Origin of the sequence: Herbaspirillum frisingense, assembly GCF_047325095.1 — a bacterium.
GTDB classification, from domain to species: Bacteria; Pseudomonadota; Gammaproteobacteria; order Burkholderiales; family Burkholderiaceae_D; genus Herbaspirillum; species Herbaspirillum frisingense.
Genome location: NZ_CP168558.1, coordinates 5,088,851 through 5,106,078 on the forward strand (window position 1 = coordinate 5,088,851; position 17,228 = coordinate 5,106,078).

Annotated in this window: 15 protein-coding genes and 1 pseudogene; 5 read left to right on the forward strand and 11 right to left on the reverse strand. The window is 64.8% G+C overall.

Annotation, left to right across the window (positions count from 1 at the left end):
* The first annotated feature begins 116 nt into the window (after nt 1-116).
* On the forward strand, nt 117-1,679 hold the full coding sequence (locus ACEOAC_RS23150; RefSeq protein ID WP_413445487.1) for a methyl-accepting chemotaxis protein: 1,563 nt from the start codon (nt 117-119) through the stop codon (nt 1,677-1,679).
* 91 nt (nt 1,680-1,770) lie between these two features.
* Here the strand turns inward: ACEOAC_RS23150 and xylB are convergent, their stop codons facing one another.
* From xylB to ACEOAC_RS23185, 7 genes and pseudogenes are all read right to left on the reverse strand, one after another.
* Complete coding sequence (xylB, locus tag ACEOAC_RS23155) at nt 1,771-3,243, reverse strand: xylulokinase (protein WP_413628598.1); 1,473 nt, start codon at nt 3,241-3,243, stop codon at nt 1,771-1,773.
* Between the two features lie 126 nt (nt 3,244-3,369).
* On the reverse strand, nt 3,370-4,803 hold the full coding sequence (dalD, locus tag ACEOAC_RS23160; protein WP_413445663.1) for a D-arabinitol 4-dehydrogenase: 1,434 nt from the start codon (nt 4,801-4,803) through the stop codon (nt 3,370-3,372).
* A 38-nt stretch (nt 4,804-4,841) separates the two neighbouring features.
* Nucleotides 4,842-5,972 (reverse strand): ABC transporter ATP-binding protein, encoded by a 1,131-nt coding sequence (locus ACEOAC_RS23165; RefSeq protein WP_413628599.1) that lies wholly within the window; start codon nt 5,970-5,972, stop codon nt 4,842-4,844.
* A 61-nt stretch (nt 5,973-6,033) separates the two neighbouring features.
* On the reverse strand, nt 6,034-6,762 hold the full coding sequence (locus tag ACEOAC_RS23170; RefSeq protein WP_413628600.1) for an HAD family hydrolase: 729 nt from the start codon (nt 6,760-6,762) through the stop codon (nt 6,034-6,036).
* Nucleotides 6,762-7,523 (reverse strand): annotated as a pseudogene (locus tag ACEOAC_RS23175) (carbohydrate ABC transporter permease); the annotation flags it as partial. The pseudogene ACEOAC_RS23175 and the gene ACEOAC_RS23170, both read right to left, overlap by 1 nt.
* A 50-nt stretch (nt 7,524-7,573) precedes the next feature.
* The gene (locus ACEOAC_RS23180) at nt 7,574-8,566 is read right to left on the reverse strand and encodes a carbohydrate ABC transporter permease (RefSeq protein ID WP_413443844.1); all 993 of its coding nucleotides are present in this window, start codon (nt 8,564-8,566) and stop codon (nt 7,574-7,576) included.
* Between the two features lie 165 nt (nt 8,567-8,731).
* The gene (locus ACEOAC_RS23185) at nt 8,732-10,087 is read right to left on the reverse strand and encodes an ABC transporter substrate-binding protein (RefSeq protein WP_413443843.1); all 1,356 of its coding nucleotides are present in this window, start codon (nt 10,085-10,087) and stop codon (nt 8,732-8,734) included.
* Nucleotides 10,088-10,406: 319 nt separating this feature from the next.
* Here ACEOAC_RS23185 and ACEOAC_RS23190 point away from each other — a divergent pair, with 319 nt between their 5' ends.
* Both ACEOAC_RS23190 and ACEOAC_RS23195 read left to right on the forward strand, forming a co-directional pair.
* The gene (locus ACEOAC_RS23190; protein ID WP_413443842.1) at nt 10,407-11,369 is read left to right on the forward strand and encodes a sugar-binding transcriptional regulator; all 963 of its coding nucleotides are present in this window, start codon (nt 10,407-10,409) and stop codon (nt 11,367-11,369) included.
* A 97-nt stretch (nt 11,370-11,466) separates the two neighbouring features.
* Nucleotides 11,467-12,372: a carbohydrate kinase family protein gene (locus tag ACEOAC_RS23195; protein ID WP_241812454.1), complete on the forward strand. Its 906-nt coding sequence runs from the start codon at nt 11,467-11,469 to the stop codon at nt 12,370-12,372.
* A gap of 17 nt (nt 12,373-12,389) precedes the next feature.
* On the opposite strand, the gene ACEOAC_RS23200 is transcribed toward ACEOAC_RS23195, so the two are convergent.
* The 4 genes from ACEOAC_RS23200 to ACEOAC_RS23215 form a co-directional block, all read right to left on the reverse strand.
* Nucleotides 12,390-12,617 (reverse strand): hypothetical protein, encoded by a 228-nt coding sequence (locus ACEOAC_RS23200; protein ID WP_241812455.1) that lies wholly within the window; start codon nt 12,615-12,617, stop codon nt 12,390-12,392.
* Nucleotides 12,618-12,665: 48 nt separating this feature from the next.
* Complete coding sequence (locus tag ACEOAC_RS23205; protein WP_413443841.1) at nt 12,666-13,166, reverse strand: hypothetical protein; 501 nt, start codon at nt 13,164-13,166, stop codon at nt 12,666-12,668.
* 150 nt (nt 13,167-13,316) lie between these two features.
* Nucleotides 13,317-13,898 (reverse strand): TetR/AcrR family transcriptional regulator, encoded by a 582-nt coding sequence (locus ACEOAC_RS23210; protein WP_413443840.1) that lies wholly within the window; start codon nt 13,896-13,898, stop codon nt 13,317-13,319.
* Between the two features lie 176 nt (nt 13,899-14,074).
* Complete coding sequence (locus ACEOAC_RS23215; protein WP_241812458.1) at nt 14,075-15,007, reverse strand: NADP-dependent oxidoreductase; 933 nt, start codon at nt 15,005-15,007, stop codon at nt 14,075-14,077.
* Nucleotides 15,008-15,124: 117 nt separating this feature from the next.
* Here ACEOAC_RS23215 and ACEOAC_RS23220 point away from each other — a divergent pair, with 117 nt between their 5' ends.
* Together ACEOAC_RS23220 and ACEOAC_RS23225 are read left to right on the forward strand one after the other, a co-directional pair.
* On the forward strand, nt 15,125-16,000 hold the full coding sequence (locus tag ACEOAC_RS23220) for a LysR family transcriptional regulator (RefSeq protein WP_241812459.1): 876 nt from the start codon (nt 15,125-15,127) through the stop codon (nt 15,998-16,000).
* A gap of 64 nt (nt 16,001-16,064) precedes the next feature.
* Entirely contained in the window at nt 16,065-17,201 is a 1,137-nt protein-coding gene (locus ACEOAC_RS23225) for a J domain-containing protein (RefSeq protein ID WP_241812460.1), read from the forward strand.
* The last annotated feature ends 27 nt before the right edge of the window (nt 17,202-17,228 follow it).

Here is a 17,228-nt window from a genome sequence, read left to right on the forward strand (position 1 = left end):
GCCTGGCGCAGACGGTTCCACGCGTTCGTAAGGGAGAGACGAACGCTGCCCGCCGCGCAGCTTGCGCCCGCCAGCCGGACTTTCCACACACAAGGCTTCTTACACGGGGGTAAAAGATGCGCATGAACATGCCGGTCACCGGAGAAGAGCGTCCGCTCGTCGACGGCAAGGCAATCGTTTCCAAGACCGATCTCAAGGGCAACATCACTTACGTCAATCCTTACTTCATCGAAATCAGCGGTTTCGAGGAAGAGGAATTGCTGGGTGCGCCGCAGAACCTGATCCGCCATCCTGACATGCCGGCCGAAGCCTTTGCCGACATGTGGGCCACCATCAAGGGCGGCCTGCCCTGGACCGGCCTGGTCAAGAACCGCAGCAAGAACGGCGACCACTACTGGGTGCGCGCCAACGTCACGCCCATCCGCGAGAGCGGCCAGGTGATCGGCTACATGTCAGTGCGCACCAAGCCCGAACGCGATGCCGTGGCCGCTGCCGAAAAGCTGTATGCCAGCATCCGCCGTGGCCAGGCCAAGGGCATCGCCCTGCACCGTGGCGAAGTGGTGCGCACCGGTCTGGCCGGCTGGCTGGGCAAGCTGGCGCGCATGCAGCTGAACACCCGTCTGAACCTGTCCATGGGCCTGATGCTGACCATCCAGATCGCCGTGGTGATCGCCGGCATGGCGGCCCTGCATCAATGGTGGATCAGCGCCCTGGCCGCGGCCTCCGCCGCGATCTCCATCGTGCAGTGGATCGCCCTGCGCAACGCCCTCATCAAGCCCCTGCAGCAGGCACTGGAGATCACCCACGCCATCACCGGCGGCGACCTGTCGGTGCGCATCGAAAGCCGTCGCCACGATGAACTGGGGCGCCTGCTGGCCTCGCTGCGGCAGATGAACGTGAACCTGACCGCCATCATCGGCGACGTACGCTCCAACGTGGAAACCATCACCCTGGCCACGCGCGAGATCGCCACCGGCAACATGGACCTGTCACGCCGCACCGAAGTACAGGCCTCCAACCTGGAAGAGACCGCTTCCAGCATGCATCAGCTGGCCGCCACCGTGCGCCAGAATGCCGACCACGCCGTGCAGGCCAACGACCTGGCCGGGACCGCGTCCTCCATTGCCATGCGCGGTGGTGATGCCGTGGCCAGCACCGGCACCACGATGAACGAGATCAGCGAGTCCTCGAGCAAGATCGTGGACATCATCGGTCTGATCGACAGCATCGCCTTCCAGACCAACATCCTGGCGCTCAACGCTGCAGTGGAAGCGGCACGCGCCGGCGAACAGGGGCGCGGCTTTGCGGTGGTGGCCTCCGAAGTGCGCTCGCTGGCGCAACGCTCGGCGGCAGCGGCCAAGGAAATCAAGCAGCTCATCGATGCCTCGGTGGAAAAGGTCGATGTCGGCAACCGTCAGGTGGAACAGGCCACCAGCACCATGCGCGACATCGTGGCATCGGTGCAGCGCGTCTCCGGCATCATGGGGGAAATCAAGGAAGCCACCCAGCAGCAGAGCGCCGGCATCAACCAGGTGCATGAAGCCATCACCCAGATGGACGCCAGCACCCAGCAGAACGCCTCGCTGGTGGAAGAAGCCGCCGCTGCCGCGGGCAGTCTGCAAGAGCAGACGGTGCGGCTGTTGCAGGCGATTTCGGTGTTCAAGTTCAACCGTCGCTGAATCAGCGAATCACTGCATCACCGTATCAAGCAACAGGCCGTTCCTGCCAGGTGAGCAAGAACGGCCTGTTGATTTTCAACGGTCATTTTCTTCAGCCTGCGTCCCCATGCAAGGGCGCAAACGGCGCATAGATGTCCCGATAACGCTGCAAGCGCGCCTGCAAGGCGGCACGCCTGCCCGGGTCCGGCTGGTACTGCGCCTGGCGGGCCGGCTTGCGGCAGACCTCGGCCTCGTCGCCGCCATCGGCCAGCCAGGCCAGGCGCGCCGCGCCGAGTGCGCCACCGGCTTCGCTGCCGACATGGGTGACGATGCGCACTTCCAGCGCGTCGGCCAGCAACTGTGCCCAATACGGGCTGCGTGCGCCGCCCCCTACCAGCGACAATTCGGCCACGTCGGTGCCGGCGGCACGCAGCGCATCCAGGCCATCGACCATGCCGAAGGCCACCCCTTCCAGCACCGCGTAGCCCAATGCGGCGCGCTGGTGTTCCGGCGTCAGGCCGTGGAAGACACCGGTAGCGTAGGGATCGTTGTGGGGCGTGCGCTCGCCGGACAGATAGGGCAGGAACAGCGGCGCATTGTCACGCGCTTCCTGGTCCAGCTGTTCGATCTCGGCCAGCAGGCTCTTCTCGTCCACCGAGCAGAGACGGCAGAACCAGCGCAGGCAACTGGCGGCCGAGAGCATCACGCTCATCTGGTGCCAGCGTTGCGGCAGGGTATGGCAGAAGGCATGGATGGCACGTCCCGGATTGGGACGGAAGCGGTCGTTGACCACGAACAGCACGCCCGAGGTCCCCAGCGAGAGGAAACCATCGCCCGGCTTGACCGCGCCGATCCCGACCGCGCTGGCCGCACCGTCACCGGCACCGCCAGCCACGATCACGTCCACCGCCAGTCCCCAGCGCTGCGCCACCTCCGGCAGCAAGGTGCCGGAGACCGCGCTGCCATCGACCAGCGCCGGCATCTGATCGCGTCGCATGCCGGAGGCCGCCAGCAGTTCATCGGACCAGTTGCGGCCCTCCACGTCCAGCCACAGCGTACCGGCCGCGTCGGACGGGTCGGAGACTTTGCCTCCGGTCATCTTCAGGCGCAGCCAGTCCTTGGGCAGCAGCACGGTGGCGATGCGCGCAAACAGTTGCGGTTCATGACGCGCCACCCACAACAGCTTGGGCGCGGTGAAGCCGGGCATGGCCAGGTTGCCGGCGATGCCGTGCAGGCGCGGTGCGCGGCGCGTGAGTTCAGCGCATTCGGGGGCGCTGCGCGAATCGCTCCACAGGATGGCCGGACGCAATACCTGGTCTTCTGCATCCAGCAGCACGGCCCCATGCATCTGCCCTGACAGGCCGATGGCGCGGATGCGGCCAAAACTCTGCTCGCCCAGTTGTGCGCGCAGCTTGTCCACGGTATCGCAGGTGGCCTGCCACCAGTCGGCCGGCGCCTGCTCCGACCAGCGCGGATGCGGCCGCGAGACGTTCAGGGTACTGCCGGCCAGCGCCAGCAGGGCGCCCTGGTCGTCGATGACCACTGCCTTGACCTCCGACGTACCCAGGTCTATCCCAAGATACATGGTGCTCCTCGTTATCGTTATGAATGTGCGGTGTGCTTGCTACGATGGCTGCGATGGCTGCGATTGCTGCAATCGCTAAGACGGTGAGCGGCAATTCTATGCCGCCTTGGGCCAGATGGGCTGCTTTTAGTTTGCCTGCCCCAGCCAATCCTGCACGCGCTGCACACCCGCGCGCACCAGCGCCTCCAGCCTTGCATCGCCGGCCAGTTCGCCCCACAGCACCGCATCGGCGCAGAAGGCCCGTACCGGATCGGCGGCGGCCAGCATGCTGCGCACCGCAGCCGGATCGAAGATGCCGTCCTGGTATTCATAGGGCAGCTGTCCGGCATTCCAGCGCTGCAGAAACACCAGGAACAGCGCCGGCAACATGGCGGTCGCCTGGGGATCGCGGCCGGCGTTCAGGCTCTCCTGCAGGGTCGGGCGGATGAAACCGGGAATCTTGGAATAACCATCCGCGGCCACACGCTGGTTGGTGTCCTGGATGGCCGGGTTGGAAAAGCGCGCCAGGGTGGTATCGCGATAGGCTGCCAGATCGATGGGGCTGGGTGTGAGACAGGGGATCACGTCCTGCGTCACGTAGTCGTAGGCCATCTGGCGGATGTCGTCGCGCAGCGTCCCTTCGTGGATGTACTGCAGGCCCACCAGGGTGCCGGCCCAGGCAATGCAGCTATGGCTGGCGTTGAGGATGCGGATCTTGGCCTCTTCATAGGGCAGCACCGATCGCACCATCTCCACGCCCGCCTCTTCCAGGCGTGGACGACCGGCCTTGAAATCATCCTCGATCACCCATTGGATGAAGGACTCGCCCATCAGCGCGCACGGGTCATCGATGCCGGTGACCTCCCTCACGCGTTGCGCCACGGCCGGCGTGGGGCGCGGCGTGATGCGATCGACCATGGCGTTGGGGCTGGTGGTATGTGCCTCCATCCACTGTGCCAGCGTGCTCTCGCCACGCAGGTTCAGGAACTGGCGCAGGCCATCACGGAAGCGCTCGCCGTTGTGGCGCAGGTTGTCGCAGTTCAGCAGCGTCAGCGCCGCGTGCGGATGCGCCTGGCTGCGTGCCTGCAGGATGGCAGCAATGGCGCCATAGATGGTGCGCGGCGTACCGCTGCCATCGAGGGCGCAACGCAGGTCATCGGCCAGGTCGGCATTGGCGGTGTCGAGCCGGTGCTGGTGGTCCAGGTAGTAACCGCCTTCGGTGACGGTGAAGGAGATGATGCGGGTACGCTCTTCGGCGCCGGCTGCGATCAGCTGGGTGAGCCTGTCGTCCCAGGGCAGGATGCGGCCGATGGAGGCGATGCGCTGGTAGCTGCGCTCGCCCTGGGGCGTGACGGTTTCCAGCGTGTACTGGCCCTGCTGGCGTGCCAGCGCCTCCAGCAGCGGCCCCATGTCGGCACGGATATTGGCCAGCGCCAGTTGCCAGCGGCGGTCGGCGCCGCTCTCACGCAGGGCGTTCAGGTAAACCGCCTGGTGGGCGCGATGGAAGGAGCCGGCGCCGATATGCAGCCAGGTCAGGCTGTCGGCGGCGTCCTGCTCGGTGGAGGTGGCGGTGCGGGTCATGCCGTGTCCTTGTCGATGAGGTGAAGAAGGCGAAGGGATCAATGGGCGCGCGGGGCGCTCACGCTCGAGGCCGCACTGGAAGCCAGACGCGGCAGGGCCTGGCCGTCGGCGCCGAACAGGTGGCAGCGGGCCGGATCGGCCGCCAGCTGGAGCAGGCTGCCGTGCGGCGGATCGAGGCTGTCCGGCACGCGCAGGATGAGTGCATCGTCGCTGCCCTCGTAGGCCGCATAGAGGTAGGAAAAATCACCCAACAGTTCCAGCGCCGTGCAGCGTGCCTGCAGCGCCGCCTGACCCTGCGCAATATTGAGATGCTCGGGCCGCACGCCCAGCGTGACCTTCTGCCCGACCTGCAGGCTGCTACCATCCACCGACGCCCACTGCAGGCCGCCTGCAGGAAGTTGCACCTGCACGCCGTCGGCCTGGACGGTCGCGACCGTGCCGTCGATGAAATTCATCTTGGGCGAACCGATGAAGCCAGCCACGAAACGGTTGGCCGGATGGTGATACAACTGCTGGGGTGAGCCGACCTGTTCGATGCGACCCTCGGAGAGCACGACGATCTTGTCGGCCAGGGTCATGGCCTCGATCTGGTCGTGGGTCACGTAGATCATGGTGGTCTTGAGGTCGTCATGCAGCTTGGCAAACTCCAGGCGCATCTTCACCCGCAGTGCGGCGTCCAGGTTCGACAGCGGCTCGTCGAACAGGAACACGCTGGGCTGGCGGGTGATGGCGCGGCCGATGGCCACGCGCTGGCGCTGGCCGCCGGAAAGCGCACGGGGCTTGCGATCCAGCAGGTGGTCGATGTGCAGGATCTTGGCGGCGTGCTGCACGGCGGCATCGATCTCGGCCTTGGACTTGCCGGCGATCTTCAGGCCGAAGGCCATGTTGTCGTACAGGCTCATGTGCGGATACAGCGCATAGGACTGGAACACCATCGCCACCCCGCGCTTGGAGGCCGGCACATCGTTCATGCGGCGGGTGCCGATGTCGAGGTCGCCGTCGCTGATCTCTTCCAGCCCCGCAATCATGCGCAGCAAGGTCGACTTGCCACAGCCGGAAGGGCCGACGAAGACGACGAATTCGCCATCCTCGATTTCCAGGTTGATGTCGCGCATGACTTCGTTGTCTTCATAGCGCTTGGCCAGGTTCCTGATGCTCACTGCTGCCATGTCTCTCTCCTCGGGGTCTCTTGTTGTGGGTATGTGGGTCTGCGGATCTGCAGGCCGCGCTTCAGCGCAGCCAGATCAATTCACAGATCAGTTGCGGGAACTGCTTCATGTCCTCGAATACCTGATGCGCGCCGGCCTCGCGCAGGCGCCGTGCCATCGCCTTGCGGTCGTGCGCCACGCCGGTGAAGCCCAGCACATGCATGCCGGCCGCCACGGCGGCGCGCACGCCGGTGACGCTGTCGTCGATGGCCACGCAGCGCGCCGGATCGACGCCGAAGCCGGCGGCAGCGGCCAGGTACACATCCGGCGCCGGCTTGGGATGGGCCACATCGTGGCCGCTGTAGATACGGCCGGCAAATTGCGAGTACAGGCCGCAGCGCTTCAGGCCGGCTTCGATGCGCGGTGCATCGCTGTTGCTGGCCACGGCGCGCGGCAGCCGGATCGCCTGCAGGGCTTCGACGATGCCCGGCACCGGCTGCGCCTGTTCGCTGCAGGCCAGCGCCACGGTGGCGTGGATGCGCTCCATCTGTGCCGCATCCAGACCCAGTTCGAACTCCAGGTCCACTTCCGAGAGCAGCACATCGGTGTACATGCCCAGCCGGTTGGCGATGGCGTCGTGCAGCACCTGGCTGCGCTGTTCCTGCAGAGTGGGCGCTTCGTCGGCGTCGGGCCAGGCCGGCAGCAGGGGCAGCAGTTCGCGATGCAGCACGCCCAGGGCGATGCTCTCGCTGTCCAGCAACACGCCGTCGCAGTCGCAGATGAGATGGGTCACTGCCTGACGCGTCATCATCACTTGACCGCTCCGAAGGTCAGGCCCCGCACCAGTTGCTTCTGCGCCAGCCAGCCCAGCGCCATGATGGGCGCAATCGCCAGCAGCGAGGCGGCCGACAGCTTGGCCCAGAACAAGCCCTCGGGATTGGAATAGGAGGCGATGAACACCGTCAGCGGCGCCGCGTTGACGCTGGTCAGGTTGAGGCTCCAGAAGGCCTCGTTCCAGGACAGGATGATCAGCAGCAGGGCTGTCGAGGCCAATCCCGGCATGGCGGTAGGCAGGAGCAGGTAGATCATTTCCTGCCAGGCATTGGCGCCATCGATGCGGGCCGCTTCCAGGATTTCCTTGGGCACGTCATTGAAGTAGGTGAAGGCCATCCACACCGCGATGGGCAGGTTGATCAGGGTATAGATGATCGTCAGGCCGCTGACCGTGTCGAGCATGCCGGTGTTCTTGGCCAGCAGGTAGATCGGGATCAGCACGCCCACGGCCGGCATCATCTTGGTCGAGAGCATCCACAGCAGCAGCTTCTGGGTGCGCCCGGTCGGGAAGAAGGCCATCGAGTACGCCGCCGGCACCGCCAGCAGCAGCGACAGCACGGTCGAACCGAGCGAGACGATCAGCGAGTTCTGCACATAGGCCAGGTAGTTGCTGCGGCTGAAGACTTCACGGAAGGTATCCAGCGTGGGCAGGAACAGCAGCGAAGGCGTATAGGCCTGGGCCTCGGTCTTGAAGGCTGTCACCGCCACCCAGAAGATGGGGAAGAACAGCACGATGGCGCAGGTCCAGCCCAGCACGGCCACCCACAGGGGGCTTTTCTTTTGATCGCTCATTTTTCGTTGACTCCCTTGAGGTTCCTGGCCAGCATGCGCACCAGGAAGAACGAGACGATATTGGCCAGCACCACGGCGAAGATGCCGCCGGCCGAGGCGATGCCGATATCGAACTGCTGCAGGCCGATGGCATAGACCAGGAAGGTCAGGTTGGTGGTCGCCGTACCGGGACCGCCTGCCGTGGTGGTGAAGATCTCGGCAAACACCGAGAGCAGGAAGATGGTCTCGATCATGATCACCACCGTGATGGCGCGCTTCAGGTGCGGCAGCACGATGTAGAAGAAGATGCGCACCGGACCGGCACCATCGAGCTGGGCGGCTTCCTTCTGGTCGCTGTCCAGCGACTGCAGCGCGGTCAGCAGGATCAGGAAGGCGAAAGGAATCCACTGCCAGGCCACGATGATGATGACCGACAGCATCGGGTACTCGGCCAGCCAGTCGATGGGCTCCAGTCCCAGATGCCGCATGACATAGGCCAGGATGCCGTAGACCGGGTGCATGATCATGTTCTTCCAGATCAGCGCGGCCACGGTGGGCATGACGAAGAAGGGGCCGATCACCAGCAGGCGCGCGATGCCGCGTCCACGGAAAGGCTGGTCGAACAGCACCGCCAGCAGGGTGCCGCCGATGACGCTGATGGCCAGCACCGAACCGATCAGGAGCGCCGTATTGCCGATGGAGGGCCAGAAGGCCGGATCCTCCAGCAGGAAGACGTAGTTTTCCAGACCGACGAAGCCGGTCTGGTCGGGGGCCATCAGGTTATAGCGATTGACGGAAAAATAGATCGTCATCACCAGCGGCACGATCATCCAGGCCAGCAGGATCAGCACCGACGGGGCCTGCATCAGGCGAATGGGATTGAAGCGTTCCTTGCGCGGAGGACTTTTCTGCCGCGGGCGCGGAAGTGACTTGGATGGACTCTGCATCATGGTGCTCGTGGGCGGCGCGCCGGTGGCGGGCGACGCAGGGGTGGAGTTGATCGTGGGCATGACGGCCTCGGCTTCGGTCCGACCGTCATCCACGCTGGGTGGAGACGGCCGGGAGGACCAGGCGGCAGGCATGTCCCGGTGCTTTACCGGACATGCCGCCGCAACGACAGGAACCACGGCAGGGGCGACGGCGTGCTGCCTGCCCGCTTGCCGGGGGCTTGCTCTTTACTTGATGTAACGACCCTGGCGCATCATCCGCACCGCCTGTGCCTGGGCGGCATCAAGCGCAGCGTCCGAGCTGGTCTTGCCAGCCAGTGCACCGGCGATGGCCTGCCCGGTCACGGTACCGATGGACTGGAACTCGGGAATGGTCGCGAACTGCACACCGGTATAAGGCACTGGCTTCAAGGTCGGCTTGTTGGCGTCCGCGGTCTGGATGGCATCCAGCACGAAGTCCGAGAAGGGCGAGACCTTCTTGTATTCGGCCGAAGCATAGGTGGAGGTGCGGGTACCCGGCGGCACCAACGCCCAGCCGGAATCCTTGGCGACCAGGTTGATGTATTCCTTGGAGGTCGCCCAGGCGGCGAACTTCTTGGCCGCTTCCTGCGACTTGGAGGACTTCGGCACGGCCAGCGACCAGATCCACAACCAGTGCGAACCCTTGTCGGTGGCCTCTACCGGCGCGGGTGCGAAGGCGGTCTTGTCGGACACCTTGGAATCCTTGCCGTGGTAGAGCATGCCGGCGGCGACCGTGGCATCGACCCACATGCCGCACTTGCCGCTGGAGAACAGCACCAGGTTTTCATTGAAGCCGTTGGAGCTGGCGCCCGGCGGACCGTACTTGCGCAACAGGTCGACGTAGAAGGCGACCGACTTCTTCCACTCCGGCGAGGACAGTTGCGGCTGCCATTGCTCGTCGAACCAGCGGCCACCCCAGGCATTGGCCATGGTGGTGATGATGGCCATGTTCTCGCCCCAGCCTGCGCGGCCGCGCAGGCAGATGCCATAGACGCCCTTGGCCGGGTCGTGCAGTTGTGCGGCCAGCTTGCCGATCTGGTCCCAGGTCGGACGCTCGGGCATGGTCAGCTTCTTCTGCTCGAACAGGTCCTTGCGATAGTAGGTCATCGAGCTTTCGGCGTAGAACGGCAGCGCATACAGCTTGCCATCGACCGACAGGCCTTCGCGCACCGGCTTGATCAGGTCGGCTTCATCGTAGTCGGCCGGCAGGCCGCTCATCGGCGCCAGCCAGCCCTTCTTGGCCCAGATCGGCGCTTCATAGGCACCGATGGTCATCAGGTCGAACTGGCCGCTGTTGGTGGCGATATCGGTGGTCAGGCGCTGGCGCAGCACGCTCTCTTCCATCGTGACCCAGCGCAGCTTGATGTCGGGATTGGCCTTCTCGAACTGCGGCGCCAGCTTCTGCAATTCGATCATGTCGGGGTTGTTGATCGAGGCGATGTTCAGCGTCACCGGCTCGGCCTGGACCAGACCGGTGGCGAACAGTGCGGAAATTGCCGCCGCGGCCAGGTTGAAGCGAACACGGGTGATGCCGGACGCACGGGTGCGCGCGAGTTTGGACATGCTTGTCTCCGAATGTTATGTGCCGCCGTGCACGTTTCTTCCTGGGTGGCAGCGGCGGTGAGGCCGGTGCTGACGTGCAGGTTGGGCGGTTGTTGTGAACGACGTTGAGCAAATATTATTTTTATGGGCAAATATTCATCGATTCTCGAATTCATGTCAAGCATTTGCTTTTCGATTGAGCAATTGCCCATACTAGATGCTCATGACGGGAGCAAAGGCCGTAAAATGGCAGCCCATCGGGAAGACCCCGCACCACCCCACAACCAGATAAGACAGCACAAGCCGGGCGCCGCATGCGCCGGTGGCTGGCGAGGAGAACATGTCTAGCAGCGCATCCAAACTGGATCTGGCGGCGCGTGCCGCGTGGATGTACTACGTGGCCGGCAACACCCAGAACGAAATCGCCGAACGGCTCGGCATCTCGCGCCAGATGGCGCAGCGCATGGTGGCCTATGCGGCCGATGCCAATCTGGTGAAGGTACAGATCACGCACCCCGTCTCTTCCTGCCTGGAACTGGCACAGGGGCTGCAGCAGCGCTACGGGCTGGATGTCTGCCGCGTGGTGCCGGGCGCCGGTGGCGCCGACAATCCCAACGAATCGCAGGAAGTGCAGCAGATGCTGGCCGTGGCCGGCGCCGAGCTGATGGAGCAGATGCTCAGTTCGGAGGCCCCACTGGTGGTCAACGTGGGCTCCGGGCGGACGCTCAAGGCGGCCATCGAACGGCTGTCCGAACTGGAAAGACCGCAGCACCAGATCGTTTCCATGATCGGCGCGTTTGCCTCGGACGGCTCGGCCAATCGCTACGACGTGGCGCTGCAGGCCGCCGAAAAGCTGGGCGCGCGCTTCTACCTGCTGCCCGCACCCCGCGTGGCCGAGAGCGAGCGTGACCGCCAGCAATGGTGCAACCACCGGGCCTACAAGATCGTGACCGGTCTGGCCGAACGCGCCGACGTGACCTTCCTGGGCATCGGTACGATTGCCCTGCAGGGGGCCATGCACGAGGACGGTTTCATCGACGATGAAGAAGTCGCCGAGCTGCAGCGCCAGGGTGCGGTGGGCGAAATGATCTGCCACGCCTTCGACGTCGACGGCCGGATGCTGTCGTCTTCGCTGTCCTCTCGGGTGACCACGCCCCTGCTGACGGCCAGGCCACAGCGCCCGGTGATTGCCCTCTCCGGCGGCAGCAAGAAGGCCGAGGCGGTGCGTGCCGCCCTGCGCGGCGGCTGGCTCACCGGGCTGGTAACCGATGAGGTCTGTGCACGTCACGCCTTGCAGGACTGAATAGTTTCACCCTGGTGGCTATGGCCTGGCCCTGACCCTGCAAGGCCATCATTACCATCGATAGCATCAATAACAACGATCCGAACGGAGACCCAGCATGACCCGACCTGCCGCATTCGTCGTCTTCGGCGAAGCCCTGACCGATTTCATCCGCCAGCCTGATGGCCAGTGGCGCGCCATTCCCGGCGGGGCCTGCTGGAACGTGGCGCGTGCCGCCGCGCGGCTGGGCGTGGCCACCGGCTACGCCGGCAGCGTCAGTACCGATGTGTTCGGCGCCGAGCTGTATGCCCTGACGCAGCAGGCCGGTCTGGACATGCGTTTCACCCAGCAGCACGCCAAGGCCCCCCTGCTGGCGATGGTGACCTCCACCACGCCCCCGGATTATTTCTTCATCGGCGATGACAGCGCTGACCTGCATTTCGACCCTGCCCAATTGCCGTCCGGCTGGCTAGACGAGGCGCAGATACTGCACTTCGGCTGCATCAGTCTGGCCCGCGAACCGCTGGCCTCGCGGCTGCTGCAGATTGCCCGGGAAGCCGCCGGGCGCGGCAAGAAGATCGCCTTCGACCCGAACTGGCGCAAGCTGATGGACCAGCCCGCCTATCACGCGCTGTTGCGGGAGCTGCTATCGCTGGCGCATTACGTCAAGGTCTCCGATGAAGACCTGGAACGTCTTTTCCCGGGTGACGGCAATGCGCTGGCGACCTTGCAGGCGCTGGCGCTACAGGCAGAAGTGCTGCTGACGCTGGGCGCACAGGGAATGCGATGGATCAAGGGGGAACAGATCATCGACCAGCCCGCCTATCGCGTCGAGGTGGTCGACACCGTGGGCTGTGGCGATGCCTCCATGGGGGGCTGGATTGCCAGCCAGCTGCGCCAGCCGGATGCACCGACGCAAATGCACCTGCAATGTGCGGCAGCTGGCGCGGCCATTGCCGCCTCCAAGGCGGGCGCCTATGCCGCGACCTGGGAAGAAGTACAGGCCATGATCGCCCGCGGCTGAGGGCAGCTGAGGCCGGCTTAGCGCTGGCGGGCCACGCTCTCGCGCAGGTTCTGCGCGAACTCGTCGTCACCCTCCACCGGCGCCGTCTTTGCCAGATGCAACCGCCGTCGCCGCTCCCCCGCCTGGAACTCGGAATGGACGCGCCAGAGTTCCAGGTGGCGGAAATAGGTCACCCCGCTATCGACCCGTCTTACCGGGCCGACCGGGTCCACAGGCAGCACTGCTGTCACGGGATTTCGGGCCATATCCTCTGCTCCAATATCATGCCGGCACTTTGGCCGGCGCGGTGTCGATTACGATACCATCCCGGCGCGGGGCCGCGCCTGGCGACGCAGCGCGATCACCTGTGCAGTGACACCCACCAGCAGCGCCAACAGCAACACGCCCTGCGCACCCAGGAGCAGCGGCGACTTCAGGTCGGTGACGAAAGGATGCCCGTCCGGGACCCGGCGCAGGGTTTCCGATACCGCCGGCACCAGCAGCAGGAACACCGTCACGGACAAGGCGATGGTCTCGACATACCGGGCCAGACGCCCCAGCCATGATGCAGCAAAGCTCATCCCGAAACCTAGCAGCAGGAACACCAGTGTCAGCACCGCGATGAAGTTGCTTTCCGGTCGCTTCGCCACCAGGAATACCGTCAGGGCACCCACCAGCATGGAGACGAAATAGATCGCCCCCGGCACCGAACGCGCACGGATGCGCCCGTAGCGGGCGAGCATGTAGATGGCCAGTGGAATGGCCGGCAGGCTGCCGATCGTGTGGACCCAGCCCAGGGATGAGATACCGAACATTGCATTTCCTTTTCGTTGTAGTTGATCAAACATTGCCGGTCACCCGGCTCGGCAATCACAAGTCCTACCTACTAATTGGTAGGACTTGTGATCAAAAAAAGGGGACGCAAAATCCCTCGCGTCCCGTGTGCTCAGTGCTTCCTGGCGCGCTCAGGCCACCGCCAGGCGCTGCAGCATGGGATGCACGATGACCCCGAACATCTTGGGATCGTCATAGGCCCTGGCCGACAGCATGGCGCCATGGATGGTCGCCAGGAAGCGTTCGGCCTCCACCCGGGGCGCATCGGTCAAGCGCAGGCTGCCCTGGCGTTGGCCGCGCTCCAGCACCGACTCCAGCCAGAGGGCAAAGAACGTGAAGTGCGCTTTGACCTCCATGGCGATCTCCTGCGGCAGCATGGGCAACTCGGCGGCCAGCATGGCGCACACGCAGAAGGCAGACTCAGGCTGGGTCATGCAGCTTTCCCAGTAACCGGCATAGGCGCGCAACTGGGCAAGCGGGTCGGTGATGTTGCGCTCCATGGCCGCCACGCCATCCTGCGCCGCCTCGCGGTATTGCCGCACCAGCGTCTGCACCAGTACCGCCTTGCCGGCGAAGTGATGATGGATGCTGGCATTGCGGATGCCGATGACCTTGCCGATGTCGGCATAGCTGAAACCGTTGTATCCACCGGCCACCAGCAAGGCCTGAGCGCATTGAAGAATCTTTTCGGAAGTGGTGGGAGCGCTATTCATGGACGCAGTCTACCTTCTAGTAGGTAGCCACGCAAGCAGATAAGCGCATCCTGTTGCGAACCAGATGAAGATTCCCTGTGGACAAGATGAACTGCAGCCGGGAGCAGCACCCGGCCGCCTTCAACTTGTTTTTCGACAATGGCCGCATCAATCCGGGGACATGGGCAAGGTGCGGCCTAGCGCAGGAAATCCACCACCGTCTTGCCCATTTGCGGCAAGGTGCGGCTGCGTTCGATGGCGGCCGGCAAGTCCTCGAAGGGGACCACCGCTGCGACCTGGGACTGCAGGCGACCCGCCGCCACCTGTCGGGCGATATCGGCCAGGCGGGCAGCGTCTGGCTGATTCATGAACCACAGGCCGCGACGGCCCGCCGGGGTGCTGGCCAGGATGGCGGGGGAAGCGGTACTGACGATGACACCGTCCTCGGCCAGCACCGACCAGGAACGCTCCAGGGTATCGCCACCGACGTAATCCAGTACCAGATCGACATTCTTGACCAGGCTCTCGAACTGCGAGGTCTGGTAATCGATGACGTGGTCGGCCCCCAGACCGTGCACATAATCCGCGTGACTGCCCAGGGCGGTGGCGCTGACATGGGCACCGGCCTGGTGGGCAAACTGCACCGCAAAGCCACCCACTGCACCCGCAGCGCCGTGGATCAGGATGCGCTGGCCGGCGTTGAGCGGACCGGCCAGATGCAGGCTCTGCCAGGCCGACACGGCCGCCACCGGCAAGGCCGCGGCTTGCACCATGCTCAAACCCTCGGGCAGCACGGCCAGCTTGTCGACATCGACCGCAACCAGATCGGCATAGGCACCCAGGCCGCCCAGCGGCCCCATGACGCGGTCGCCCACCTTGAACAGGCTGACATCACTCCCGACCTGCTCCACCACGCCGGCCAGCTCGATGCCGAGCACGGCGGGCAGTGGCAGCGGGAAGGCATCCTTGACGAGGCCTTCGCGCACTTTCCAGTCCAGGGCATTGACGCCGGCGGCATGCACGCGCACCAGCACTTGTGCGGGACCGGCGACGGGTGCCGGGAGATCGGCGATACGGACCGTATCCGGGCCGCCGTATTGCATCAGTTGCAGGGAACGAATGGTTTTCATGGTGTGGCTCCTTGTGGGTAAGTGACTGCGGTGGGTTGATGGAACACACGATAAGTCGTTTCATGATCGGAACACAGAGGATAGAATCGAGACCCACCGGATCATTTTTGAGACACCATGGACATCAACGCCCTCGTCGATCTGCAGCTGGTCGCCACCCACGGCAGCTTCGGCCGCGCCAGCCGGGAAAGTGGCCGCGCCAAGGCCACCTTGTCACGCCGGGTGGCCGATCTTGAACAGGAACTGGGCGTGCGCCTGGTCGAACGCGGCACGCAACGGCTCACGTTGACGACTGCCGGCCAGCTGCTGCTCCAGCGCAGTGAGGGTCCGCTACGCGAAATCGAAGAGGCCATGACCCAGGCCAGCGAAGGCAGCACCGCGCCACGCGGCCGCCTGCGCATTGCGGCACCGCTGGTGTTCTCGCAGCTGGCGCTGGGGCGGTTGTCGGCCTTGTTCCGGGCGCAGTATCCGCAAGTAGAGCTGGAGGTAGTCGCAGAAGACCGCATGGTGGACCTGGTGCAGGAGCATTTCGACCTCTGCATCCGCATCAATCCTGATGAAGACAGCAATCTGGTCGGACGCTGCTTTGCCCGTGACAGCCTGGTGCTGGTGGCCGCGCCCACGCTGCCCATGCCGCGTACGCGGGCGGGCCAGACGCAGACCGTCCCGGCCGTGGTGATGCCGAACTACCGCGATGGGGATGTGTGGTCGCTGCGCCAAGGCAAGCTGCTGATCGCACCACAACCGGTGCTGCGCCTGTCGTCATTGATGATGGTCAAGGATGCCGTCTGCGCCGGTGCAGGCGCAGCGCTGCTGCCGTGGTCGGTAGCCGGAACGCTGGTGCAGAGCGGCCAATTGAAGCGATGGGGTGAGATGGGAAACGAAGTCGAACTCTGGGCGCTGCATACCTCGCGCCGCCTGCAGAGTCCAAAGGTACGGGCCTTCGTCGAATTCCTGTGCGCCCAGTATCCGGATGGTCGCTTCATCACTTGACGCAGGCGGGACAGGCTCCAAAAAACTGGCCCTATAATCCTGCACCGCTCACCATCGCATTCCCATGAAGAAGCCAGCACCACATACCGTCAGCATCGTCGACGGCCAAACCGCCACCCGGCTGTCGCCCGCGCAGCAGAGTTTCAACACGCTCATCGACGAGATCGGCAAGCGCCGCGCCCGCTTGCAGGAGTGGGAAACTGCAAGCGACGAATTCCACAAGAAATATTCCGCCCACTACCTGCCACTGGAGCAGGAACTGCTGGGCCTGAAGCGACAGGCGGTCTACCGCCTGCACGACGCCTGGTCGCACAAGGCACTGGGCAAGGGTGAGCGCATCACCCTGTCCGCCCTCATCGCCGACATGGCGCAGGCGCTGCTGCAGCGGGGCGACGATACCGAGCTGGCGCTGATCTACCAGCAGCACGGCGGGCAGGATGATGTGGATAAGGAGAAGGACATCGCGCCGGCCCCGAATGCACCAGGGTCAGCGGCAGAACCGCAAGACCGGGAAGACGCGGCCGCGGCCGACGACGACTTCACCAGCGGTACGCCCGAGGAAATCATGCAGCGCATGGAAGCCATGCTGGAGCGCCAGGAGCGGGAGCGCATGGCAGCCGCGCAGCAGCGCGATGCGCAACGTGCCAGCCGCAAAAAGCCGCCCAGGCAGCGCGCCGCCGAACAACAGCAGCAAGCACAGCGCATCGAACTGAGCCAGTCCATCCGCGCGGTCTATCGCCGATTGGCCAGCGCCCTGCACCCCGACCGCGAACCCGACGAGGCCGAGCGCGCCCGCAAGACCACGCTGATGCAGCAGGTCAACCAGGCCTATGAAAAGAATGACTTGCTCAAGCTTCTGGAGCTGCAGCTGGAACTGGAACACATCGGCCAACACACACTGGACACGGTGAGCGAAGCGCGGCTGGCCCATTACAACCACATCCTGCAGGAGCAGCTCACCGAACTGGATCAGGAAATCGCCCACGTCGAGCGCCAATTCAGGCGCGCCTATGGCCTGGCATCCCAGGCAAGGCTGACGCCGGAAAAGATAATGCGCTACCTCAACCGGGGCATCACGGCGCTACGCCAGGAAGGCCAGGACCTGCGCGCCGCGCTGGCGGCGTTCGGGGATATCGAACAGGTCCGGGCCTGGCTGAAACACGCGCGACGTCAGCGCGCGCAGGGCTGGGAAGACCTGTGATCCCGAGGCGGTCAGGCCTCGGTGCGA